The organism is Flavobacterium sp. R1_16 (genome assembly GCF_057652095.1).
In genome coordinates this window covers 929,769-953,445 of sequence record NZ_JBYFCG010000001.1, presented here as the reverse complement: position 1 = coordinate 953,445, position 23,677 = coordinate 929,769, and the positions used below count along the sequence as shown (strand labels likewise).

At 34.0% G+C, this 23,677-nt stretch carries 18 protein-coding genes and 2 tRNA genes; 12 read left to right on the top strand and 8 right to left on the bottom strand.

What is annotated here, in order from left to right; genetic code table 11:
* The first annotated feature begins 24 nt into the window (after positions 1-24).
* The 6 genes from AC23L6_RS04135 to AC23L6_RS04110 all read left to right on the top strand — a co-directional run bounded on the left by AC23L6_RS04135 (position 25) and on the right by AC23L6_RS04110 (position 10,471).
* Entirely contained in the window at positions 25-861 is an 837-nt protein-coding gene (locus AC23L6_RS04135; RefSeq protein WP_487562181.1) for an ABC transporter permease, read from the top strand.
* A complete protein-coding gene (locus AC23L6_RS04130) occupies positions 842-3,172 on the top strand; it encodes a T9SS type B sorting domain-containing protein (RefSeq protein ID WP_487570227.1) in 2,331 nt (776 codons plus the stop codon). The genes AC23L6_RS04135 and AC23L6_RS04130 overlap by 20 nt, the downstream gene beginning before the upstream one ends.
* 79 nt (positions 3,173-3,251) lie before the next feature.
* Complete coding sequence (locus tag AC23L6_RS04125; protein WP_487562183.1) at positions 3,252-8,318, top strand: T9SS type B sorting domain-containing protein; 5,067 nt, start codon at positions 3,252-3,254, stop codon at positions 8,316-8,318.
* Positions 8,319-8,320: 2 nt separating this feature from the next.
* Positions 8,321-9,238, top strand: coding sequence for an alpha/beta hydrolase (locus AC23L6_RS04120; protein ID WP_487562184.1), 918 nt, complete (start codon positions 8,321-8,323; stop codon positions 9,236-9,238).
* Between the two features lie 166 nt (positions 9,239-9,404).
* On the top strand, positions 9,405-9,923 hold the full coding sequence (locus AC23L6_RS04115) for a hypothetical protein (protein WP_487562185.1): 519 nt from the start codon (positions 9,405-9,407) through the stop codon (positions 9,921-9,923).
* A 176-nt stretch (positions 9,924-10,099) separates the two neighbouring features.
* Positions 10,100-10,471: a hypothetical protein gene (locus AC23L6_RS04110; protein WP_487562186.1), complete on the top strand. Its 372-nt coding sequence runs from the start codon at positions 10,100-10,102 to the stop codon at positions 10,469-10,471.
* 246 nt (positions 10,472-10,717) lie between these two features.
* On the opposite strand, the gene AC23L6_RS04105 is transcribed toward AC23L6_RS04110, so the two are convergent.
* The 3 genes from AC23L6_RS04105 to typA all read right to left on the bottom strand — a co-directional run bounded on the left by AC23L6_RS04105 (position 10,718) and on the right by typA (position 13,346).
* Positions 10,718-11,074, bottom strand: coding sequence for a helix-turn-helix domain-containing protein (locus AC23L6_RS04105; RefSeq protein WP_487562187.1), 357 nt, complete (start codon positions 11,072-11,074; stop codon positions 10,718-10,720).
* A 2-nt stretch (positions 11,075-11,076) separates the two neighbouring features.
* Positions 11,077-11,406, bottom strand: a complete 330-nt coding sequence (locus AC23L6_RS04100) for a type II toxin-antitoxin system HigB family toxin (RefSeq protein ID WP_487562188.1) — start codon at positions 11,404-11,406, stop codon at positions 11,077-11,079.
* A 143-nt stretch (positions 11,407-11,549) separates the two neighbouring features.
* Entirely contained in the window at positions 11,550-13,346 is a 1,797-nt protein-coding gene (typA, locus tag AC23L6_RS04095) for a translational GTPase TypA (protein ID WP_487562189.1), read from the bottom strand.
* Between the two features lie 162 nt (positions 13,347-13,508).
* Between typA and AC23L6_RS04090 the strand changes: the two genes are divergently transcribed.
* Both AC23L6_RS04090 and AC23L6_RS04085 read left to right on the top strand, forming a co-directional pair.
* Positions 13,509-15,221, top strand: a complete 1,713-nt coding sequence (locus AC23L6_RS04090) for a PAS domain-containing sensor histidine kinase (protein ID WP_487562190.1) — start codon at positions 13,509-13,511, stop codon at positions 15,219-15,221.
* Positions 15,222-15,226: 5 nt separating this feature from the next.
* The gene (locus AC23L6_RS04085; RefSeq protein WP_487562191.1) at positions 15,227-15,637 is read left to right on the top strand and encodes a response regulator; all 411 of its coding nucleotides are present in this window, start codon (positions 15,227-15,229) and stop codon (positions 15,635-15,637) included.
* A gap of 54 nt (positions 15,638-15,691) precedes the next feature.
* On the opposite strand, the gene rpsT is transcribed toward AC23L6_RS04085, so the two are convergent.
* The 4 genes from rpsT to proS all read right to left on the bottom strand — a co-directional run bounded on the left by rpsT (position 15,692) and on the right by proS (position 17,718).
* Complete coding sequence (rpsT, locus tag AC23L6_RS04080; protein WP_487562192.1) at positions 15,692-15,943, bottom strand: 30S ribosomal protein S20; 252 nt, start codon at positions 15,941-15,943, stop codon at positions 15,692-15,694.
* A 28-nt stretch (positions 15,944-15,971) separates the two neighbouring features.
* Positions 15,972-16,043, bottom strand: a tRNA-Glu gene (locus tag AC23L6_RS04075).
* A 46-nt stretch (positions 16,044-16,089) separates the two neighbouring features.
* Positions 16,090-16,161 (bottom strand) — tRNA-Glu (locus tag AC23L6_RS04070).
* A 78-nt stretch (positions 16,162-16,239) separates the two neighbouring features.
* Positions 16,240-17,718 (bottom strand): proline--tRNA ligase, encoded by a 1,479-nt coding sequence (proS, locus tag AC23L6_RS04065; protein WP_487562193.1) that lies wholly within the window; start codon positions 17,716-17,718, stop codon positions 16,240-16,242.
* A 99-nt stretch (positions 17,719-17,817) separates the two neighbouring features.
* On the opposite strand from proS, the gene AC23L6_RS04060 reads away from it, so the two are divergent.
* The 3 genes from AC23L6_RS04060 to rimO all read left to right on the top strand — a co-directional run bounded on the left by AC23L6_RS04060 (position 17,818) and on the right by rimO (position 21,845).
* Entirely contained in the window at positions 17,818-18,816 is a 999-nt protein-coding gene (locus AC23L6_RS04060) for a hypothetical protein (RefSeq protein ID WP_487562194.1), read from the top strand.
* Positions 18,817-18,842: 26 nt separating this feature from the next.
* The gene (locus tag AC23L6_RS04055; RefSeq protein WP_487562195.1) at positions 18,843-20,372 is read left to right on the top strand and encodes an OmpP1/FadL family transporter; all 1,530 of its coding nucleotides are present in this window, start codon (positions 18,843-18,845) and stop codon (positions 20,370-20,372) included.
* 159 nt (positions 20,373-20,531) lie between these two features.
* Entirely contained in the window at positions 20,532-21,845 is a 1,314-nt protein-coding gene (gene rimO, locus AC23L6_RS04050; protein WP_487562197.1) for a 30S ribosomal protein S12 methylthiotransferase RimO, read from the top strand.
* 90 nt (positions 21,846-21,935) lie between these two features.
* Here the strand turns inward: rimO and AC23L6_RS04045 are convergent, their stop codons facing one another.
* Entirely contained in the window at positions 21,936-23,009 is a 1,074-nt protein-coding gene (locus AC23L6_RS04045; protein ID WP_487562198.1) for an outer membrane beta-barrel protein, read from the bottom strand.
* 375 nt (positions 23,010-23,384) lie between these two features.
* On the opposite strand from AC23L6_RS04045, the gene AC23L6_RS04040 reads away from it, so the two are divergent.
* Positions 23,385-23,651 (top strand): hypothetical protein, encoded by a 267-nt coding sequence (locus AC23L6_RS04040; RefSeq protein WP_487570226.1) that lies wholly within the window; start codon positions 23,385-23,387, stop codon positions 23,649-23,651.
* Positions 23,652-23,677: the final 26 nt, after the last annotated feature.

Genomic DNA, 23,677 nt, shown 5'->3' with positions numbered 1-23,677 from the left:
ACATATACCGAAAATTCTAAAATAATGAAACGATTACTTTCAATAGAATTACAAAAAATATGGAAAAACAAAGCCAGTCGTGTACTGACTTTATCCTATTTCATTATACTTTCTTTTATTGCTTTGATAGCCTCTATCAAGTTTGATTTGGGCATTTTCAAATTTCATTTAGCCGAAATGGGTATTTTTAATTTCCCATTCATTTGGCATTTTAACACCTATATTGCTGCAATTTTAAAACTATTTTTAGCTATTGTCATCGTCTCAATGATGGCAAACGAATACAGTTATGGAACGTTAAAACAAAATCTCATCGATGGAATGAGCAAAAAAGAGTTCCTCCTTTCAAAATTTTTGACTGTAGTTCTTTTTGCAACTGCATCAACCGTTTTTGTATTTGTGATGTCATTAATTTTGGGATTGAGTTTTTCTTCCTACACAGAACTGCGCATTATTTTTTCTAATTTGGAATATTTAGTAGCTTATTTTGTAAAGCTTGTGGGCTTTTTCTCTTTTTGTTTATTTTTAGGGGTTTTAGTAAAACGTTCAGCATTTGCTCTAGGATTTCTTATGGTGTGGAATATTATTGAAGGAATTGCAAAAGGCGTTCTCACCTTTAAAATATTTCCTAATAGTACAATTTCTGATTCTATTTGTCAATTTTTTCCTTTAGAATCAATGTCTAATCTAATTGTAGAACCCTTCACAAGATTATCGGTCATACAAAGCATTGGAACACAAATGGGAGTAGAACATTTTAAAGATTATGGCGTTCATTGGTACAGCATTTTAATAGTTATTGCTTGGACTGTTATTTTTATGTTAATGTCACTTAAATTACTTGAAAAAAGAGATTTATAGTATCTTTGCGAATACTATGGCATTTTTCAAAAACATCTATATTATATTTATTTTTAGTTGCATTTCAACTAATTCTATTGCACAATATATAACCGTAACGGACAACTTTACCGCTAAAGAGCTTATTGAAAATGTATTAATCAATAGTCCTTGTGCCAGTGTTTCTAACTTTTCTGCAACGGGAGGAGATTTTGGTGGCCAAGAAAGTTTCGGCTATTTTTCTAATACGAACAACGACTTTCCATTTGCAAATGGAATCATTTTGAGTACAGGCAAAGCAGTTTCAGCCACTGGTCCTAATACCTCTATTCTGAGTGAAGGCGACACTTCATGGGCGGGAGATAATGATTTGCAACAAGCACTTGGAGTGAATAATACGATAAATGCCACCATTTTAGAATTTGATTTTGTTCCGCTAACCAATAAAATAAGTTTCGATTATATTTTTGCTTCAGAACAATACCTTTCTAATCCAAGCAGCAACCAATGTAATTATACAGATGGATTTGCTTTTTTGCTGAAAGACCTCACAAATTCAAGTGAGTATGAGAATTTGGCCGTAATCCCAAATACAAATATTCCTGTAAAAGTGAATACAGTTCGAGGTTCGGGTACCGTATGTCCTGCTGCTAACGAAAACTTTTTTGGTGGCTTTAATGGTACTGAGCATCCCACAAATTACAATGGACAGACAGCCGTAATGAAAGCGCAAGCTACTGTTATCCCTGGTAATCGCTATCACATAAAATTAGTCGTAGCCGATCAAGGAAATAATTTATACGACTCAGCAATTTTCTTGGGTGGAGGTAGTTTTAAATTTGAAAAGGATTTAGGGCCTAATCGACTGCTTGCAACCAACAACCCCATCTGTGAGGGAAACAATTATACTCTTGATGCTACAGAATCTGGAACAAACTCTTACAAATGGTTCAAAGATGATGTAGATACAGGAATAACTAGCCCTACATTTTTAGTTACTGAACCAGGAAAATATAAAACTGAAATCACCATAGGCACAACAACCTGTAAGGCAATTGGAGAAGTCACCATAGAATATGCAATGCTACCAACTCTTACCAACACGACAAGTGTACAATGTGATGAAGATAAAGACGGTTATGGTTTGTTTAATTTGTCTAAACTGGATAACATTATTAAAGGCAATAGCACTCCTGCTAATGTACTTTATTACGAAGATGTATCTGATGCCGAAAATCAAAATACTGCAAAAGCCATTACATCTTTCAACAACTACCTGAGCAAACCTAAAACCATCTATGCCAGCGTGAGTAATGCCTATGGATGTAATGCGGTTGCAAACGTACTTTTACAAATTTCAAACAACAAGGTTTCGAGTTTTCATGATTTAGAAAGTTGTGATTTAGATGACAAGATCGATGGTTTTTATACTTTTGATTTAAGTAAAGCAGACCCTAAAGTTCTGTCAGGATTGCCTTCAGGACTTATTGTAGAGTATTATGAAACCCTGAACGATGCCCTTTTGCAAAATAACATCCTCTCAAATAACTATAGAAACACCACTCGTTTTGAAATGACCATATATGCCAAAATTCTGAATGGTTCCGATTGCTATGGCATTATTCCTTTGCGATTGTTTGTGAACTCCAACTCTCCTAAAAATTTTGGTGATGAAACCGTGCAATTGTGTGAAGGAGGTTCCAAAAAATTGCAAGTCTCAACCAATTTTATAAATTATGATTGGAGCAATGGGGATAAAAATTATTACACTGAAATTAAAGAACCCGGAAATTACTCCGTTACAGTCGCTGATAGCAATACTTGTTTAGCAACAAAAAACTTTACAGTAGTACCTTCTGGCAAAGCTGTAATTACGGAAGTAGAAATCAATGATTTTAAAGAAAGTCAAAATTCAGTAGCGATATATTACACTGGAACAGGAGATTACGAATTTTCAATCGATGGTGCTTATTTTCAAGATAGTCCGTTTTTTAATGATGTTCCTGTTGGAGAATATACCGTTAGAGTAAGAGATAAAAATGGTTGTGGTGAAACCTCCAAGAAAATATATGTTCTAAATTATCCTAAATTTTTTACTCCAAATGGAGACAGTTACAATGATGTTTGGACTATTAAAAACATAGACCTTTACCCAAAATCTTTGATTAGTATTTTTGATAGATACGGAAAACTTATCTACCAATTTAAAGGAAATAAAAGAGGATGGGACGGAAAATTAAATTCAAAAGACTTACCCTCAACCGATTATTGGTTTGTTATCACTCTGGAAAATGACAAAATAGTAAAAGGACATTTTACACTTTTGAGATAGTGATTTCCCATTAATTTATTATTTTTATCGAATGAAAAAGAATCTACTAATTTGTTTTTTACTGTTCTCAATATCGTGTTTGGCTCAATTCAGCAAAACACATTACTTACCGCCTTTGTCTGGCTCTGAAAATATTTCCTCTAGTGCACAGGAACAATTTTTATACATTTCAACTCCTAATGCCAATCCAGTAAATTTCAAAATTATACAATTAGGAAGCACTACTATTCGTGGCACAGTTTCCAAAAGCAATCCCTATGTTATGGACATTGGTTATGGTGTAAATACACAACTAATGGTTAGAGAAAATCAAGTAAGTAAAATACTTTCAAACAAAGGTTTTATAATAGAGGCCGAAGATTTAATATACGTTTCTGTAAGAGTTATTGCTGGTAGCGGTAATCAATCTGGCGAAATCGTCTCAAAAGGATTAGCTGCTCTTGGAACTGAATTCAGAGTTGGTTCATTACTCAATACTAATGCAATACCATTTACAGATAATCATTTTACTTTCATTTCCATTTTAGCTACTGAGAACAACACTACTATTAGCTTCAAGGACATTAAACCCGGAGCATCGTTACTTAACAACGCACCGGCTTCAAATACACCAGCTCCAATAAGCTTAAATAGAGGAGAAAGCTATATCATGGCGGTACAAGGTCCATTAGATGCTAATCGCGATGCGTTGATTGGAGCTTTAGTATCGTCGGATAAACCAATTGTTGTGAATTGCGGTTCTTTTACTGGTTCCAATGCTAATCAAAATCTTGACCTCGGTTTTGACCAAATTGTGTCCTCTGAAAGAACAGGAAAAGAATATATTTTTATAAAAAGTACGGGAAGAGATGATGCCGAGGTAGTACTGCTGGTTGCCAACGAAAACAACACGGAAATATATCTAAATGGAAATCCATCTCCAGATTACACCATAAATGCTGGTGAATATGTTGCATTAAAAGGAAATAGCTATACCTCCAAAGGAAATCTTTACGTTAGAACCTCTAAAAATGTCTTTGCTTATCAAACTGTTGGATACCTGAATAATGACCCTGACAGATTGTATGCCAATCAAGAACTATTTTTTGTTCCACCTTTGAGTTGTGAAACACCTCATGTTATTGATAATATTCCCTTTGTTGAAAGAATTGGAACACGAATTTATGAAGGTCGTGTGACTTTAATAACGCAAGCGGGATCGAGTTTGACTTTTGAAATTAATGGAAACTCCTACACCACAACCACTCTAAATGCATTGCCTAATGTTAACGTCGTTGGTCCTACAGCCGTAACTGGAAATACTAATTATACTACCTACACCATAACGGGTTTAAAAGGAGATGTGGGAGTATTCTCGTCTGGGCAACTCTACTTAGCTGCCTATGGAACAGATGATGCTGCAACCTTTGGTGGCTTTTACTCCGGTTTTACATTCAAACCTGAAATTAGTTTTAGTTTGTTGGACATCACAAAATCTAATTGTATCCCAAATTCTAAACTATCAGTAAACTCATTAAGTCCATTTGATATTTTTCAATGGTATTACAACGATAATCCAATTGCAGGAGCCACTAAGGGAAGTTATACCCCTACCCAACCCGGATATTATTATGTCAAAGCAACTATTGGAGACTGTGGTACCGAGCTATTATCCGATAAAATTCCCGTGAGTTCATGCCCTACAGATTTTGACAATGACCTTGTTAATGATAACATCGATATTGATTATGATGGAGATGGCATTATAAATTGTTTTGAATCTCTAGGAAATAGGAATATCGACCTGAGTGACACAAGTGGAATTAGTATTACAACAAATGGAACGGCTTCTCCAACACCATTCATAGGGACAGCAACTGGAGATTTTGTAACCGAAACTGCTGTAAAAGAAGGAAGTAGTGTTACAGTTAAAAAAGTTTTTACAAATCCTACAAATGTCTCTGTAGAATATGTTACTACTGCAAATCCAAGTGATTTGTTAAACGACTCTGGTGAGTTCATTCTAAACTGCGATACAAACAAAACCATAACCATACTCAATCCAAACGATCAATTGCTGATTGATACCAATTATGATGGTATTTATGAGAGTGGTGTGAGTAACTTTTCCTCATTTGAAGTTCGATTTCGATTAAATAGTTCAGTACCTCTTGTTGCAGGTTCAGGATCATTCAAGTTCAAATGTTTTGGCACTTCAACGATTACTTTTACTCATAAAAATCTATCCGAAACTTCTGCTAATAAAGCAACTTTTAAAATAATTGAAACCTGTGCTCCTAAGGATTCTGATGGCGATGGAACTCCAGATTATTTGGATTTAGATACTGACAATGACGGAATTTTTGATAATATCGAAGCTCAAGGAAATAATTTTATTGCCAAATCAAATACCGATGTAGACCAAGATGGTTTAGATGATAGCTATGGAATCGGTTTAACTCTAATCGACTCAGATAAAGATGGCGTAGCTGACTATTTTGATTTAGATAGTGACAATGATGGAATTTATGACCTTGTAGAATCTGGATGTACAGCTATCGATGCAAATCTTGACGGAATCATCGATGGAATTCCTTCCGATTTTGGACAAAATGGTGTTTTAGATTCCATTGAAACCTTCAGAGATTCAGGAATTCTCAGCTACACTCTAACCGATACTGATAGCGATGGCAAAAAAAATTATTTAGAATTAGATAATGACAACGACGGTTGCTTTGATACTTTTGAAGCGGGTTTCCTTGACGGAAATAATGACGGATTGTTGGGAGACTCTACTCCTACTACCAATACTAATGGGCTTGTAACCAATGCGGTGGGCTATACATTGCCCAATCCAAATTACAACACCTATGCTACAATAACAATCATCAATCAACCTGTAATTGCTCCAACCTGCGAATTACAAAATGCTAAAGCTATTATTGAAACATCTCCCGTAAACTTCTACCAATGGCAGGTTTTTAGTGGTGGGACATGGAATGATATTGTTGATAATGCAGACTATTCAGGAAGTGCGACCAATATCTTGCAAATAAATGCTATCAAAGCTTCTATGAAAGGTAATCGCTACAGAGTAAGAATGCTCACCAATGGAAACTCTTGTGAGGTGTTATCAAATGAAGCTATTTTAACTATCTACGATTTACCAGTTTTAGCTCCAGTAACTTCATTGGTACAATGTGATGACGACACCATATCTGACGGATACACCGACATCAATTTGAGACAGAAAGAAAATGAAATTTCCACCAACTATCTTAATGAGACTTTCTCGTATTACAATTCAAAATTTGGTGCTCAAAATGCGGATATAAATTACAAGATTCTAAATCCTTTGCAGTACAACAACACTAATTCTACTATTTGGGTAAGAGTCGAAAACAAAAACTCTTGTTTTCAGGTTGCACAGCTCAACGTTACTGTTAGTGCTACGCAAATCCCAATAACATTTCAAAATAATTTTTATGAATGCGACGATTTTCTAGATGCAAACGGAAATAATACTGCCAATAATGATGACACTGATGGTATTGCTACCTTTGATTTTAGTAGCGTTACTGCCAAAATAATCAATTTACTTCCTACAACATCCACCTATTCTATCAAGTATTACAAAAATGTTACCGATGCATCAGCAGAGACAGATGCGCAAGGAAATTCTTTAGAAATATCTCAAAATCCTTTCAGTATCAATAGCATTTACAATTATAGAAACATAGGCTATCCCAATCAACAAGAAATTTGGGTAAGAGTAGAGAGTGATGCAGATAATGCTTGTTACGGATTAGGACCTTATATTAAATTAAACGTCGAAAAATTACCCGTACTACATCCCATAAATGGAACAAATATTGTCAAAAAATGTGATGACAATCAAGACGGGATTTTGGGATTTGATACCTCAAAATTTACTGCTACAATTTTAAACGATCAAACCAATATCACTTTAAAATATTTTGACGAAGACGGAACGCCATTATCGAGCCCTCTACCCAATCCGTTTACGGTAAAAAACACCAAAACAATTACGGTACAAGCAACAAATAATTCAACACTCACTGACGAAGGACCGTGCTCTCGTGAAGGCAAAATTCAATTTATCGTGGATACACTTCCACTTGCTTTCCCTATTCCTAGCAGTCAACTCAATATTTGTGACGATGAAGTAGACCCTAAAAATCAAAACGGGATTGTAGGATTTGATACCTCAGCATTTGAAAGCACCATTCTTAACGGACAAACAGGAATGAACGTTAGCTTTTTTGACGGAAAAGGAAATCCTTTGAGTAATCAATTGCCTAATCCTTATGTGACTGCTTCACAAAGTATTAAAGTAAAAATTGAAAACCCAATTAACCCAAGTTGTTTTGCCGAAAGAGTTTTACCACTCAAAGTTATTCCATTACCCAACATCGATTTGAATGAAGATGGTTCCTACAGCGAATTGGTGTGTACCAACATTCTTGGATATACCGTTACCTTAAATGCGGGAGTATTGGGTGGTTCCGCCTCAGCCTACAGTTACAAATGGTATCTTGATGGAGTTGAAATTCCTAACGAAACCAAATCAACTATTGTAGTAGGTAATCCTGGAGTGTACACTGTTGATGTTAGCAATAGCAATAACTGTTACAGAACACGAACCATTACCGTTACAACATCAGTAATAGCGACTATTGAAGACATTAAAATTTCCGATTTAATAGACAACAACACCGTTGAAGTTATAGTTAGCGGCAATGGAGACTATGTGTATAGCCTTGATCCAAAAAAAGGTTTTCAAAGTTCAAACATTTTTAACGATGTTCCTGGTGGAGTTCAAAAAGTATATGTAAAAGACCTAAATGGTTGCGGAACGGTTGGCCCCGTGGAAATTGCAGTTTTAGGAATTCCTGATTTTTTCACACCTAATGGAGACGGCTTCAATGATACCTGGAGTATTAAAGGAGTGAATGCTAATTTCAATACCAATACCCGCATAGAAATTTATGACCGATACGGAAAATTAATAAAACAAATTAACCCCATGGACAAAGGTTGGGATGGAACCTATAACGGCTACCAATTACCTTCAGACGATTATTGGTACACCGTTACCTTCCAAAATAATAAGGTGGTGAAAGGACATTTTAGTTTAAGACGTTAAGTATGAAAACACAAAAGTTAGTTTTCTTTTTTATTCTCATCAGTATGTTCACCAACGCACAATCCCATCGTCCCTTTGGAAAGATTCGGCATATTGAAAATTTCAAATCGAAGTATGTTGATGCCAGAAACATCGACATTTGGTTACCTGATGGATATTCTGATTCCGAAAAATATGCTGTGCTCTACATGCACGACGGACAAATGCTATTCGATCCAGAAACTACTTGGAACAAACAAGCTTGGGAAATAGATACGATAGCCAACCAGTTAATTGCCGAAAACAAAATTAGAAAATGCATTATAGTAGGCATTTGGAACAACGGACAAAAACGCCACCCAGAATATTTTCCGCAAAAGCCGTATTCTGAATTTTCAAATTCACAAAAAGAATTCATTTCTAATGATTTACTAAAAAAAGGAAAAATCAACAGCGTTTTTAGCCCAATATCAGACAACTATCTGAAATTTTTAGTAACCGAATTAAAGCCCTATATCGATGCAACCTTTTCTACCAAAAAAGACCAAGCCAATACCTTTATTGCGGGTTCGAGCATGGGCGGATTGATTTCGATGTATGCCATTTGTGAATACCCAAAAGTGTTTGGAGGAGCTGCCTGCCTATCGACACACTGGACTGGGATATACCAACTCCTAGACAATCCTATACCCGATGCACTTTTATCCTATTTCAAGAAGAACCTACCCAACCCCAAAAACCATAAATTGTACTTTGATTGTGGAGATAAAACACTCGACTCCTTGTATCCTACCCTACAAAAAAGAGCCGACATCATCTTGACGGAACAAGGCTATACGCCAAGCCATTGGAGCACGCAATACTTCCCTGGAAAAGACCATTCTGAAAAAGCGTGGCAAGAACGAGTACAGATACCTCTAGAATTTTTACTAAAAGAGTAAAACATAAGTTTGTACTGAATTATTTCTTTACATTTGAAAAGAGAAACGAAATAAACCTTTGCCAATCTACCCAAAAATGGGTGTATATACGAAGGTTTGTTTCGGGTATAAACGAGTTGTGAGCAATTCTGCAAAAAACCGCGAATTCAGTAACTTAACGAAAGAAATGAAAAGAATAATTAAATATTTAAATAGACACGGAATATTTGTAATCTTCCCATTCCTTATGTATTTGTTTTTTAGAGAATTCTTAATGAATGAAAGTACTGATTTAGAAAAAAATACTTTTAGATTTTTTTATTTCTTTTTTCTCATTTTTAGTAACTTTTATTTTGTTGTTTATCACACAGAAAAAATATATGAGCATAGAGAAAATAGTGAAGGACGATTTAGATTTTTAGCGCATACTTTAGGTATCATATTTTTTCTATCTTTAACTTTTGCGTCGTATTATTGGTGCTTGTTTGACTATAATAAATCAAATTTTACAAATGTTGCAGAAGATAATATATATTTAGATTTCTTGTATTACAGTTTTGGTGTTTTTCTAATGAATAATACAAGTGAAATTCAAACTAATAGTTTCTATGCTAAACTTTTTGTTGGAACTGAAATGTTAACAGCATTTATAACTTTAATTATGATACTGGCTAATTATAAAGATTTGAAGTCCAAAACAGAGTAAAAAAGAACTGCTCACAACCGCAGCCACGCGATCATCGCTGGTTTTTCCTGGCTTCACGCTTGGTTTTCACGATGAACTTTCTATCTTAGTGGAAAAAACTCGGTTCGCTTTTCCGCAACGCCGCGTGGCAGCAAACCGTTAGCGGTTATCTTAAAAACACTAAACCGAATAAAATAATGAATGAAATTAAATACTTTCCTAAAAGCACAAATTCAAGATATAGTTATCTGAAAGTTTTTGGTATTGTAATTATCATGCTTCAAATATTTCATGTTTTTGGTTTTGTAAAAAAACATAATCACTCAAGATGGAAAATTGAAGTAGCAATAGGATTAATTGTAATGATATATTTGAGCTTCGAAAGTATTACAACTAAAGTCATATTTAATTTTGAGAAAAAGCAATTGGAAGTTTTTTACGTAACATTATTCAAAAATTATAAAATAGAAATTCCTTTCAATAAACTTAGTATTGAGTTTAACAAAAGACGACATAGTTTATCTAGTTATTACGTGGCTTCACATATTTATGAAGATCAAAAAATATGAAGATCAAAAAATAAAATATAAAATCAAAGATGGATTGATGGATAATTTTTCGGAAGAAACACTTCGGCAGCTTTCTGCTCAAACTTTCCCGAAATAAAGACAACCGCTAACCGCACATGAAGCGCCATTGCTGGATTTTGTTGGCTTTATGCTTGGTTTTCACGTAAAAACTTTATCTTAGCGGAGCTTACGCTGTTCGCTATACCGCAACGCGCACCTAGCAAGAGAACGTTAACAAAATTTTATTCACGCACTGTGTAAAAACACTTCCGCAGGAATTCTAAAAAAGTCTTTTAGTTTCTGCGCCATCTTTAAAGTAATTTCTCTTTTGCCGGATAAAACAGCAGATACATGCCCTTTGCTACCAATAATTGGTTCCAAATCTTTTGCCTTCACTCCCATTTCTTCCATTTTATATTTTATTACTTCTAATGCATTTAATTCTGGAAGACGATACTGTTTTTCATCATAATCTTTTATTAACACAATAAGCAAATCTAATTCATCACTCTCAGGAGTATTGGGCTCTGCGTTGAATATTTCCATCATTCGTATTGAAGCTTTGTTATAATCATCTTCTGTTTTTAATACTTTCCAGTTCATAGTTAACTATTTTTGTTTGTTAAAATTGTTGTGTCAAAAGCGATAGTTTCGACATTTACTTTGTCATATTCTTTATGTGTACCAAACCAAATCACATAACAAGCCGATTGCAAAAAATTTACTGAAACAATCAATCTGAAATCGTTTCCTTTTATATTGAAAATAACGCGATTATTATTCACAATGCTTGCGTTACCATAAACATTTTTAAGTTCATTAAAATTAGAAAACTCATGCTTAGAAAATTCATTATACCAAATCAGTAACTGCGTTTGAGCTGTTGGATATTTTTTTATATAGTATAAAATCGTCTTCTTTACTAGAATCTTCATGCGACAAAGATAACGAAAGTTTTCATTTTGCAAACTATTTTTTCTATTTTAAACACTTTCGCTAACAACCGTTTAAAAAACAAAACCCTAAAAAAAAACCACCAATTCACATTGGTGGTTTTCTATATTTATATCTCTACAACTTAGATTTTAAATCGCTTTCTATCATTTTCATTCAAGTAAATTTTACGCAAACGCAACGACTTAGGCGTTACCTCTACATACTCGTCTTTTTGAATGTATTCTAGAGCTTCTTCTAGTGAGAACTTGATAGCAGGAATAATTCTCGCTTTATCATCCGCTCCAGAAGAACGCACGTTAGACAGTTTCTTTGTCTTGGTAACATTCACAGTCATATCATCGCTACGCGTGTTTTCACCAATAACCTGACCTTCATAGATATCCTCATTCGGGTCTACGAAGAATTTACCTCTATCTTGCAATTTGTCAATAGAATACGGTATCGCTTTTCCATTTTCCATAGAAATCAACGAACCATTATTTCTACCTGGAATTTCGCCTTTGTACGGCTCATATCCAATGAAACGGTGCGCCATGATAGCTTCTCCAGCAGTAGCAGTCAACAATTGATTACGCAATCCAATGATTCCACGTGATGGAATATTGAATTTGATAATCATACGCTCTCCTTTGCCTTCCATACTCAACATTTCACCTTTACGAATCGTTACAAATTCAACAGCTCTTCCTGACAAATGCTCCGGTAAGTCGATGGTTAATTCCTCAACAGGTTCGCATTTTACACCATCAACTTCTTTGATAATTACTTGCGGTTGACCAATTTGCAATTCGTATCCTTCTCTTCTCATGGTTTCAATCAAAACCGACAAGTGAAGTACACCACGACCAAAAACCATAAACTTATCCGCAGAATCAGTATCCCCTACTTTCAATGCTAGGTTTTTCTCCAATTCTTTTGCTAATCTATCTTTAATATGACGCGAGGTCACAAACTTTCCTTCTTTTCCAAAGAACGGTGAATCATTAATCGTGAACAACATACTCATTGTTGGCTCATCAATAGCAATGGTTTGCAAAGCCTCTGGATTTTCAAAATCAGCAATAGTATCACCAATTTCAAAACCTTCCACTCCAACAATGGCACAAATATCTCCAGCCACCACTTCTTGTACTTTTTTACGACCTAAGCCTTCAAAAGTATGAAGCTCTTTAATACGTGATTTGATAATTTTACCGTCTCTTTTTACTAAAGAAATTGGCATTCCTTCTTTTAAAACACCTCTTTCTAAACGACCTATAGCAATTCGTCCAGTAAATGAAGAGAAATCCAAAGAGGTAATCAACATTTGTGGTGTACCTTCAGAAACCTTTGGAGCAGGAACATTATTGATAACCATGTCTAATAGTGGTTCAATATTTTCCGTTTGATTTTTCCAATCATCAGACATCCAATTGTTTTTAGCCGAACCATAAACAGTTGGGAAATCCAATTGCCATTCTTCAGCACCCAATTCAAACATCAAGTCAAAAACTTTCTCATGAACTTCTTCAGGAGTACAGTTTTCTTTATCAACTTTGTTGATAACAACGCATGGTTTTAGACCTAAGTCAAGTGCTTTTTGCAATACAAAACGCGTTTGTGGCATAGGGCCTTCAAAGGCATCTACCAAAAGACAAACACCATCGGCCATGTTCAAAACACGTTCTACCTCTCCACCAAAATCCGCGTGACCTGGAGTATCGATAATATTGATTTTTGTACCTTTATATACTACAGAAACATTTTTTGAAGTTATTGTAATCCCTCTTTCACGCTCTAAATCGTTGTTGTCAAGAATTAAGTCACCTGTATTTTCATTTTCACGAAAAAGTTGACAATGGTACATAATTTTGTCAACCAAAGTAGTCTTACCGTGGTCAACGTGGGCAATAATTGCAATGTTTCTAATAGATTCCATCTGTAAATTTTAATGGGTGCAAAGGTACACTTTATTTCGATATAAAAAACCTTTGGGTTTATTAGTTGCAGTTTAGTAACTTATGCTGAAGATTTTGTTAATTAATTCAATAAGTTTAAACGTATCGTTTTAAAATGTACAATATTTTTTTATATTTGAGTAATGAAAAATAAATCGACCAAAATAACATTACTTTTTGTACTTTTTTACGCATCTCTTGCTATCGCAAGCTATTTACTTTTAAGCAAAGTCTTCCCTTCACAACCCGATTTAGTTTTTTACAGTTTCATGAAAGATATTGGTTTTATCTTTTTGGCTGGAATTATTTTTAAATATGTTCTCACAAAAAATGACCGTCACAACAACAAGATATTTGAATCACTCCAAAAAAGTAATGATGAAATTAGAGAATCTAACGAGCGTTATGATATAGTTGCAAAAGCTACGAGTGACACTATATGGGACTGGAAAATTCAAGAAGATGATTTTGTTTGGAATAAAGGAATTCAGGATGTTTTTGGCTACAATAGAGAAGATGTAGGAAAAACATCTAAATGGTGGTTCGATAGAATTCATCCAGAGGACAGTATCAAAATGTCGATAAAATTATATTCTTTTATCGAGCAAAAAACAGAAAAATGGCAGGATGAATACCGTTTTAAATGTGCAGACGGAACCTACAAATATGTTTTTGATAGAGGATTTTTAGTTAAAGACGAAAGCGGAAATGTCATTCGAATGATTGGAACCATTCAGGACGTTACCAAACAAAAAGAGGAAGAACAAAGACTTAAACTTCTTGAAACCGTTATTACACAAACTAAGGATGCTGTAATTATTACCGAATCTGAAAAATCACACCGAACAGTACCTAAAATAGTTTTCGTCAATCCCGCTTTTACCACGATGACGGGCTACAAATCGAGTGAAGTTATCGGTAAAACACCTACCGTTTTCATGGGTAGAAAATCGGTTGAAAATCAATTAAGTAATTTATCAAAGGCGCTCAAAGGAAAAGAAGAATTTAAATTTGAAACGCTAAATCATACTAAAAACGGTAAGGAATATTGGGTCAATTTTTCTATGATTCCAATTACCAACAAGGAAGGAGAACATTCGCATTGGATTTCCATACAAAGAGACATCACTGAAGAGAAAAAAAGAGAAAAAGAAAAAGAGCAACTCATTCGAGAGTTGACACAAAACAACAAGGATTTAAAACAGTTCTCCTACATAACTTCTCATAATTTAAGAGCTCCATTGTCTAATTTGACGGGATTATTAAACTTAATTGAAGAAATCCCTGTAGACAATCCAGAACTCAAAGAAATTTTGAATGGATTTTCTAAGTCAACCCATTTGTTGAATGAAACCATCAACGATTTAGTGAAAGTGGTTATTATAAAAGACAATCCATCCATTCAAAAAGAGGAAGTACTTATAAAAGATGTTTTTGAAAATGTATTCAACCAATTGAGCTTTTTAATTAGCTTGCACAAACCCATTTTAAAAATTGAGCTCGAAAAAGTAACCATATTAAACATTAACAAGGCATATCTTGAAAGTATTTTATTAAATTTGTTTACCAATGCTATAAAATACAGATCTCCTAAAAGAACGCTTCGTGTATTTGTTTCTTCAAAAGAGGTTGGCGAAAACATCGTCTTAGTATTCAAGGATAATGGTATTGGTATTGATTTAGAAAGAAATGGCGATAAAATTTTTGGACTTTATCAAAGATTTCATAACTATCCCGACAGTAAAGGCTTAGGTTTGTATTTGGTAAAATCGCAAGTAGAATCTATGGGAGGAACAATAAATGTAGAGAGCGAAGTAGATAAAGGAACCACCTTTACTATAACATTTAAAAAATAATAAAAATGCTGGACTTAATTTTATGTGTTGATGATGACCCAATTACTCTGATGCTTTGCAAAATGGTAATTGCTAAATCTTCTTTTGCTACTGAAATAATCACAGCTCAAAACGGAGAAGAGGCTTTAAATTATTTTGACGATTTAAAACTAAATAATTTAGGTGCCGAAATTAAAAAATATCCTTCGTTAGTATTCCTAGACTTGAATATGCCAGTCATGGATGGTTGGGAATTTTTAGATCATTTTTCAAAAGAAGAATATACCACCGCCTTCAAAAACACAAAGATTATAGTACTCTCATCAACTATTGATCCTAACGATATTCAAAAATCTAAAACATACCCTATGGTGCTTGATTTTCTTTCAAAACCCATTACAAAAGAAATAATAGAACATTTAAAAGAAAGGCTTTAAAACAAAAAACTCTCCGAATTGGAGAGTTTTTTAAGTATATAACTGATTGTAAAATTACAATTTAGCAACGTGTTTTGTTAATTTAGATTTCAAGTTAGAAGCTTTATTATCATGGATAATATTTTTCTTAGCTAATTTATCAATCATAGAAATTACGCTTGATAATTTGCTTGAAGCATCTGATTTGTCAGTAGCTAATCGTAACGCTTTAATTGCATTACGAGTAGTTTTATGTTGATAACGATTTAACACTCTTTTTTTCTCGTTACTTCTAATTCTCTTTAATGCCGACTTATGATTTGCCATTTTATTTTTTTTCTTATTTTATAATTTGTAGTCCGTAGGGGAATCGAACCCCTGTTACCAGGATGAAAACCTGGCGTCCTAACCCCTAGACGAACGGACCATTATTCTTCTAGTTGTTATAAAACTCAATATATATTGAGTTGTTGTAGCCCGTAGGGGAATCGAACCCCTCTTACCAGGATGAAAACCTGGCGTCCTAACCGATAGACGAACGGGCCATACTTCTGTAATGCGGATGCAAAAATACAACTATTTTTTATTCGTACAATAGTAGAAGTTATTTTTTTTATTTTTTTTTAATAGGCCTTTGCAAACAGCACTCTACCAGTAGATTTCGCTCCAGAAAAAACGCATTTTCCTTCTTCTTCTACCCTATTCAAAGGAATACAACGTATAGTTGCCTTGGTGAGTTCTTTAATTTTTTCTTCTGTTTCTGGAGTACCATCCCAATGCGCTGCAATAAATCCTGTTTTGTTTTCTAAAACATCTTTAAATTCATCAAAACTGTTTACTTCGGTAATATGAGCATCTCTATACTGGAGTGCTCGATTGAACAAATCGTTTTGAATTGTTTCCAATAAATCATTGATATAATTTACAATACCCTCTTTAGAAACAACTTCTTTTGACAATGTATCTCTTCGAGCCACTTCAAAAGTTCCGTTTTCTAAATCTTTTGGACCAACAGCTATTCTAACAGGAACTCCTTTTAATTCCCATTCAGCAAATTTGAATCCTGGTTTTTGAGTCGTTCTGTTATCAAACTTAACCGAGATTTTCAGTTTTTTAAATTGAAGCATCAAATCTTCTACTACTTTAGTAATTGTAGCTAGTTCATCTTCACTCTTGTATATAGGTACAATGACAACCTGTATTGGTGCTAAATTTGGAGGTAAAACTAAACCGTTATCATCTGAGTGAGTCATTACTAATGCTCCCATCAAACGGGTAGAAACTCCCCAAGAAGTTCCCCAAACGTGTTCTTGCTTTCCTTCTTGATTAGCAAATTTTACGTCAAATGCTTTAGCAAAATTCTGTCCTAAAAAATGCGAAGTTCCTGCCTGCAAAGCCTTCCCATCTTGCATCAAAGCTTCTATACAATAGGTTTCTTCTGCACCTGCAAAACGTTCTGTTTCTGTTTTCAAACCTTTGATAACTGGGATTGCCATAAAATTTTCGACAAAGTCAGCATATACATTCATCATCTTTTCAGACTCTTCTATAGCTTCGAGCTTGGAGGCATGAGCAGTATGTCCTTCTTGCCATAAAAATTCTGCCGTTCGAAGAAACAAACGAGTTCTCATTTCCCATCTAACAACATTTGCCCACTGATTAATTAGCAGAGGCAAATCTCTGTAGGATTGAACCCAACCTCTATAGGTACTCCATATAATAGCTTCACTTGTTGGCCTAACGATGAGTTCCTCTTCCAATTTGGCATTAGGATCAACCATTAATTTACCTGGCCTATCAGCATCGTTTTTCAATCTATAGTGAGTGACAATTGCACATTCTTTAGCAAAACCTTCTGCATTTTTTTCCTCTGCCTCAAACATACTTTTGGGAACAAAAAGTGGAAAATAAGCATTGCTGTGCCCAGTTTCTTTGAACATTCTATCTAACTCTGCTTGCATTTTTTCCCATATGGCATACCCGTATGGCTTAATCACCATACAGCCTCTAACACCAGAGTTTTCAGCAAGATCTGCTTTGACAACTAGCTCGTTATACCACTTTGAATAATCTTCTGATCTTGTAGTAAGGTTCTTACTCATATTATTAGTTTGGCACAAAAATTGTTTAACTTATTTTAACTAAATAGTTTGGCAAAACTAACTAATTTTGTAATGTCCGACAATAAAAATACCCTAGATATGAAAACTTATTATTTTTCTTTGAAAAAAAATTCCATATACTCATTATTGGGTTTTATGGCTATTGTTGCTAGTTCTTGTGGTTCCTATCAAAACAGTTCCTACTATGACAGAGATGGCGTATATGGTGACATCGATAAACCACAAAATGACAATCAAAATTCACAAACAAGCCCACAAAACAATCAGTATAAAGATTATTTTAGTTCTCTTCAAAACAATGACGAAACCATTGAAACATTTACAGATGTTGAAAGCTACAAATCAAATTATGACAATACGCAACAAAATAACAATTCAGAATATTCTGGGGGCTATTCAAGCTGGGGTAATAATTCTAGCAATGTAAACATCAATGTTTACGATGCCAATTGGGGATATAATTATTGGAACAACTACTGGAATTGGAATATTGGTTGGGGCTGGAATTCTTGGTATGGCCCTAGTTGGGGATGGGGTTGGAATTCTTGGTATGGTCCTAACTGGGGATGGGGTTGGAATAATTGGTACGGACCTAACTGGGGATGGAATGGTTGGTACGGAAATAATTGGAACAACTATTATCGTGCAAACGGAAGAAGAGACGGATTGTATGGAAGATACTCAAATGGTAGTTATTATTATAACTCTGGTAGAAATAATAGGAATACAAACTATAACATTGGCAACAGAAACTCCAACGGAAGTTACAACAGAAGTAGCAATTTTAACACTGTAAGAAATAGTAGCCGAGGCACAAACAGCAATGATGGTAGAATGAATAATTATGATAATTCTAGAAATCAAAATTCTCCTACTCGAACTACGACACCAAGTTATACACCAAACTCAACAAATAATCCTAGTAGAAATAATACTTACACTCCAAGAACTGAAAGCAATACCAATAGAAATTACAATAATTCACCTTCAAGGTCATACACCCCAAGTACCTCAGGTAGCGGTGGTGGATATAATGGCGGTGGTGGCGGACGTTCATCGGGTGGTGGTAGAAGGTAATCAATAACCGAATAAAAAAATACAAAATGAAAAAAATCATTGTTTTATTTTTAGCTGTGCTTTCTATTAGTTCAATTCGTTCTCAAGGCATTTCTGATGCGTTGCGTTTCTCACATAACGATTTAAATGGAACAGCTCGTTTTAGCGCTTTAAGTGGTGCTTTTGGAGCCCTTGGAGGAGATTTTTCTGCAATAAATGTTAACCCTGCTGGTTCGGTTATCTTTTCAAATAATCAGGTAGGCTTTACCTTAAACAATTTTTCTATCAGAAATAAATCTGATTATTTTGGAATAAAAAATGATGCTACGAATTCTAATTTCAATATTAGTCAAGCAGGAGGAGTATTAGTCTTTAATGATGCTAATCCAAAAAATGATTGGAAAAAAATTGCTTTTGGAGTGAATTATGAAAGCATCAATAATTTCGAAAATTCACTATATACTTCAGGATTTAATCCAACTAACTCTATCGACAAATATTTCTTGAGTTATGCAAATGCAAATCCGAGTATAGATCAAGGAGGCATTTATTTAAAAACTTTACAGAATTCGTATTACGAAAATCTAAATTATTCAGACCAACAAGCCTTTTTAGGATACAACGGTTATATCATCAATCCAGTTGATGCATCAAATCCAAATAACGACATGTATGTTACAAACGTACCCAATGGCGGAAATTATTATCAAGAAAATTACCTTGAATCAACAGGATATAATGGCAAATTGAATTTTAATTTTGCCGCTCAATACAAAGACCAACTGTACATTGGTGTGAACTTAAATTCACATTTTACCGATTACAGACACTCTACAAGTTTTTATGAATCCAACAATAATAGTTCCGACACTGGAGTTAGAAGCCTTAGATTTAACAATGATTTGCACACTTACGGAGACGGATTTTCTTTTCAACTTGGTACAATAGCGAAAATAACCAAAGAATTTAGATTGGGGCTAACCTACGATTCTCCAACTTGGTACAGATTGAATGATGAATTGAGACAAACGCTCTCAAGCAAAGGCTTTAATTATGGTAATCCTTCAAATCCCAACTTAACTACCACAACTGTCGATTCTGATTTTGTCATCATTTATGACCCTTATAACCTTCGCACTCCTGGGAAGTGGACGGGAAGTTTAGCGTATATTTTTGGAAAGTCTGGATTAATTAGCGTTGATTATGCATTGAAAGATTACAGCAATACTAAATTTACTCCTAGGAATGAATTTAAAAACACAAATTCAGATTTATCAAATCTACTGACAACAGCAGGTGAACTAAGAGTTGGTGCCGAGTATAGAATAAAACAATGGAGTTTAAGAGGGGGGTTCCGCAATGAACAAAGCCCTTACAAAAATGAAAAAACGATTGGTGATTTAACTAGTATGTCTGGAGGTATTGGATATAATTTTGGCAATACAAAACTTGATTTATCCTATTCAGCATCTAATAGAAATTCTCAAAATAGATTTTTCTCACAAGGGTTTACCGACAGTGCTTCAGTGAAAACAAAAAATAGTAACGTTAGTGTGACATTATTATTTGAACTATAAATACATAAAAAAATGAATTTAAAAGCCATTGACTTAATATCAATGGCTTTTTTATTTCAAAAATTAGTTCAGAGTCACTATTTGCAAATAATAATATTCTTAAACCATGATGTTTCTAAATAATAAAAAGCGTAATTTTGCACTCCAATTTTTAAGTCTATGAGAACCAAATCATTGAAGAAAAACAAAATCAATGTAATTACCCTGGGTTGTTCCAAAAACGTATATGACAGTGAAGTCCTAATGGGACAATTGAGAGCCAATGGAAAAGATGTTGAACACGAGGCTCCAGCTGAAAAAGAAGGAAATATTATAGTGATAAATACTTGTGGATTTATTGACAATGCCAAAGCCGAATCGGTAAACATGATTTTAGAGTATGCCGATAAAAAAGAACGTGGATTAGTCGACAAAGTATTCGTTACTGGCTGTTTATCAGAACGTTATAGACCCGATTTAGAAAAAGAAATTCCTAATGTCGATCAGTATTTTGGCACAACCGAATTACCTCAACTCCTAAAAGCATTAGGTGCCGATTACAAACATGAATTATTGGGCGAACGCTTGACAACAACACCTAAAAACTATGCTTATCTAAAAATAGCCGAGGGTTGCGACAGACCTTGTAGTTTTTGTGCTATACCTCTTATGCGTGGAAAACACGTATCACAACCTATCGAAAAATTAGTTAAAGAAGCTCAAGGATTAGCCAAAAATGGAGTAAAAGAACTTATTCTCATCGCTCAAGATTTAACCTATTATGGATTAGATATTTACAAAAAGAGAAATCTTGGAGAACTATTAGAAGCTCTAGTTAAGGTGGAAGGCATTGAATGGATTCGATTACATTATGCATTCCCTACAGGTTTCCCAATGGATGTTTTAGAAATCATGAAGCGTGAACCTAAGATTTGTAATTATATTGATATTCCTCTACAACACATCTCCGATTCTATTTTGAAATCGATGCGTCGAGGAACTACTCAAGAAAAAACAACTAAATTATTAAAAGACTTCCGCGAGGCTGTACCTGGCATGGCAATTCGAACCACTTTAATCGTTGGCTACCCTGGAGAAACTGAAGAAGATTTTGAAATTTTGAAAGATTTTGTTCAAGAAATGAAATTTGACAGAATGGGATGCTTTGCTTATTCACATGAAGAAAACACTCATGCCTACTTACTTGAAGATGATGTTCCTGAAGAGGTAAAACAAGCTCGAGCCAATGAAATTATGGAATTGCAATCTCAAATTTCTTGGGATTTAAATCAAGAGAAAATAGGAAAAACATTCAAATGTATTATTGATAGAAAAGAAGGTGGACATTTTGTAGGAAGAACTGAATTTGATAGCCCTGATGTTGACAATGAAGTATTAATCGATGCTTCAAAATATTATTTAAAAACAGGCGAATTTGCATCTATAAAAATTATTGAAGCCACTGAGTTTGACTTGTATGGTGAGCCATTGTAAAATTATTTTAAACAGAAAGTCCTAATTGAAATAAAAAACACCGTTCTAAAATTTTAGAACGGTGTTTTTATAATATTGATGTACTATTTATTAGAAAGAATAAGTAGTTCCTAATAACACGTAAGCATTTGTTTTTGTACCAAGAGCATCACTATCAGAAAAAACTTCTTCTGAAGCACTATCAAAACGAATCTCAGGGATAATTGTCAAATTACCTGTTTTGTAATTCAATGATAACGTGTTACCAAGTATGCTTATACCTCCATCAACTCCCGTTAAAGCTTCATCACGATTAAAATATTCTAATCTGTATGCAAGACTTAAATTTTCTTTAGCTGCATAAGTAGCATACCCAACTAATGAAAACCAATTTCCATCTAAGTCACTATCAAAATCATCAGTAAGCATTCTATAAGTTCCGTTGAAACCTAAGTTAAATTTATCGTTTACCTTTTTAGAAGCTACTACGTCGATTTGAGTGGCATTTGTTGAACTTCCACCTGCTTGCTCACCAAAACTAGGATTTGGATTAGCACTTCCTGAAGTTACATTAAAAAAAGCACTTCCTGTTTCTCCAGTATACCCAATTTGACCTATGAAAGTTTTTTGAGTAGAACCAGCTTCTACAGCTCTTTTAAAGTCAGTTGGATTTGTTACTCCGGCCATAAAACTGAATTTGCCAGAAGTATATTGTGCTTTAACCCCAGTATTAAAGAATGGGCCATTAGTAAAAGCATAAGACATGCTGTAATTTTTGTTGCCAATTGCATCAACAAGTTCGTATCCGATGTGTGTTGCAAATGAACCCGCTATTACTTTGAATTTATCAGATAAATCATAAGTAAAAGTCAATTGCTTAATCATAAAACTTGTTGCATCATCATTGTATGTGAATTCACTCGCTCTTGTTCCAAAACCTAAATCTACAAATACAGATCCTTTTCCAGATTTGTGTGATGCCTGAATAGTAGCCATACCAAGTTCAAAAGAATTATGGGAATTAGTAAAACTAGTTTGACCATTTCCTTGTTGATCTGAAAAATCGTATTTATAATACATATCTGCAGATCCTGCAAAAGTTGTAGCAGCTGGGGCCGCAGCCTCTTGTGCAAATGTTGCGCTTGTCGTTAGCGCTAAAGCTAAAATTAGTAACGTTTTTTTCATGTTTAATTTAATTTAGTTCATATTGTTTTTTTATTTTCTGAAAAACAAAATATTTTGTTAATCCTTGAGCAAACATAAATATTTTTATAATACCCCATTAATTTATATGGTATATTGATGTAATTTTTATGTTTTAAACAAAAATACCCTATCAAAATTAGGGTATTGTATTTTAAAAATAAAAAAAATAAAAAAATGACATCCAACAAAAAGTTCATTTTTGAACTAAATTGACTTTTTTGAACCAAAATTTCATCTATTTAAAACTTGATTTAACTTATTATTAACCTCATTAGGGTTGTAAAAAATGTCTTTAGTTTGTATTTTTGATATATGACAAGAGTAATAAAGTATATTTATTTAGCAATCATTTTCATGCTATCCGTAATATGGATATATGAAACATTCAGCACAATTCGTGATGGTGCTGAAAATACATCTTATGAAATGTCTGAGAATTTTGTAGAGAAAGAAACCAAAAATTTAATGGAACTTTTTCTGGAAGATTCAACCGAATTTCTCTTGTTAACGTCAATTTTTATTGTAACAACTCCCCTATTTACTTTCAATATTAAAGAAATTGAATCGGATGTCACTAATCCTCCACCAGAATTAATTATTAGAATACCTGTACAATTTTAAACAAACATTTCAATTATTCTAATAAT

Bases quoted from the DNA above. Each gene is read 5' to 3' on its own strand.
- AC23L6_RS04055 (WP_487562195.1), top strand. From the start codon at position 18,843: ATGAAAAAAATCATTGTTTTATTTTTAGCTGTGCTTTCTATTAGTTCA.
- AC23L6_RS04040 (WP_487570226.1), top strand. From the start codon at position 23,385: ATGCTATCCGTAATATGGATATATGAAACATTCAGCACAATTCGTGAT.
- AC23L6_RS04105 (WP_487562187.1), bottom strand. From the start codon at position 11,074: ATGAACTGGAAAGTATTAAAAACAGAAGATGATTATAACAAAGCTTCA.
- AC23L6_RS04090 (WP_487562190.1), top strand. From the start codon at position 13,509: ATGAAAAATAAATCGACCAAAATAACATTACTTTTTGTACTTTTTTAC.
- AC23L6_RS04045 (WP_487562198.1), bottom strand. From the start codon at position 23,009: ATGAAAAAAACGTTACTAATTTTAGCTTTAGCGCTAACGACAAGCGCA.
- rimO (WP_487562197.1), top strand. From the start codon at position 20,532: ATGAGAACCAAATCATTGAAGAAAAACAAAATCAATGTAATTACCCTG.
- AC23L6_RS04100 (WP_487562188.1), bottom strand. From the start codon at position 11,406: ATGAAGATTCTAGTAAAGAAGACGATTTTATACTATATAAAAAAATAT.
- rpsT (WP_487562192.1), bottom strand. From the start codon at position 15,943: ATGGCAAATCATAAGTCGGCATTAAAGAGAATTAGAAGTAACGAGAAA.
- AC23L6_RS04110 (WP_487562186.1), top strand. From the start codon at position 10,100: ATGAATGAAATTAAATACTTTCCTAAAAGCACAAATTCAAGATATAGT.
- AC23L6_RS04120 (WP_487562184.1), top strand. From the start codon at position 8,321: ATGAAAACACAAAAGTTAGTTTTCTTTTTTATTCTCATCAGTATGTTC.
- AC23L6_RS04115 (WP_487562185.1), top strand. From the start codon at position 9,405: ATGAAAAGAATAATTAAATATTTAAATAGACACGGAATATTTGTAATC.
- AC23L6_RS04085 (WP_487562191.1), top strand. From the start codon at position 15,227: ATGCTGGACTTAATTTTATGTGTTGATGATGACCCAATTACTCTGATG.
- proS (WP_487562193.1), bottom strand. From the start codon at position 17,718: ATGAGTAAGAACCTTACTACAAGATCAGAAGATTATTCAAAGTGGTAT.
- AC23L6_RS04135 (WP_487562181.1), top strand. From the start codon at position 25: ATGAAACGATTACTTTCAATAGAATTACAAAAAATATGGAAAAACAAA.
- AC23L6_RS04060 (WP_487562194.1), top strand. From the start codon at position 17,818: ATGAAAACTTATTATTTTTCTTTGAAAAAAAATTCCATATACTCATTA.
- typA (WP_487562189.1), bottom strand. From the start codon at position 13,346: ATGGAATCTATTAGAAACATTGCAATTATTGCCCACGTTGACCACGGT.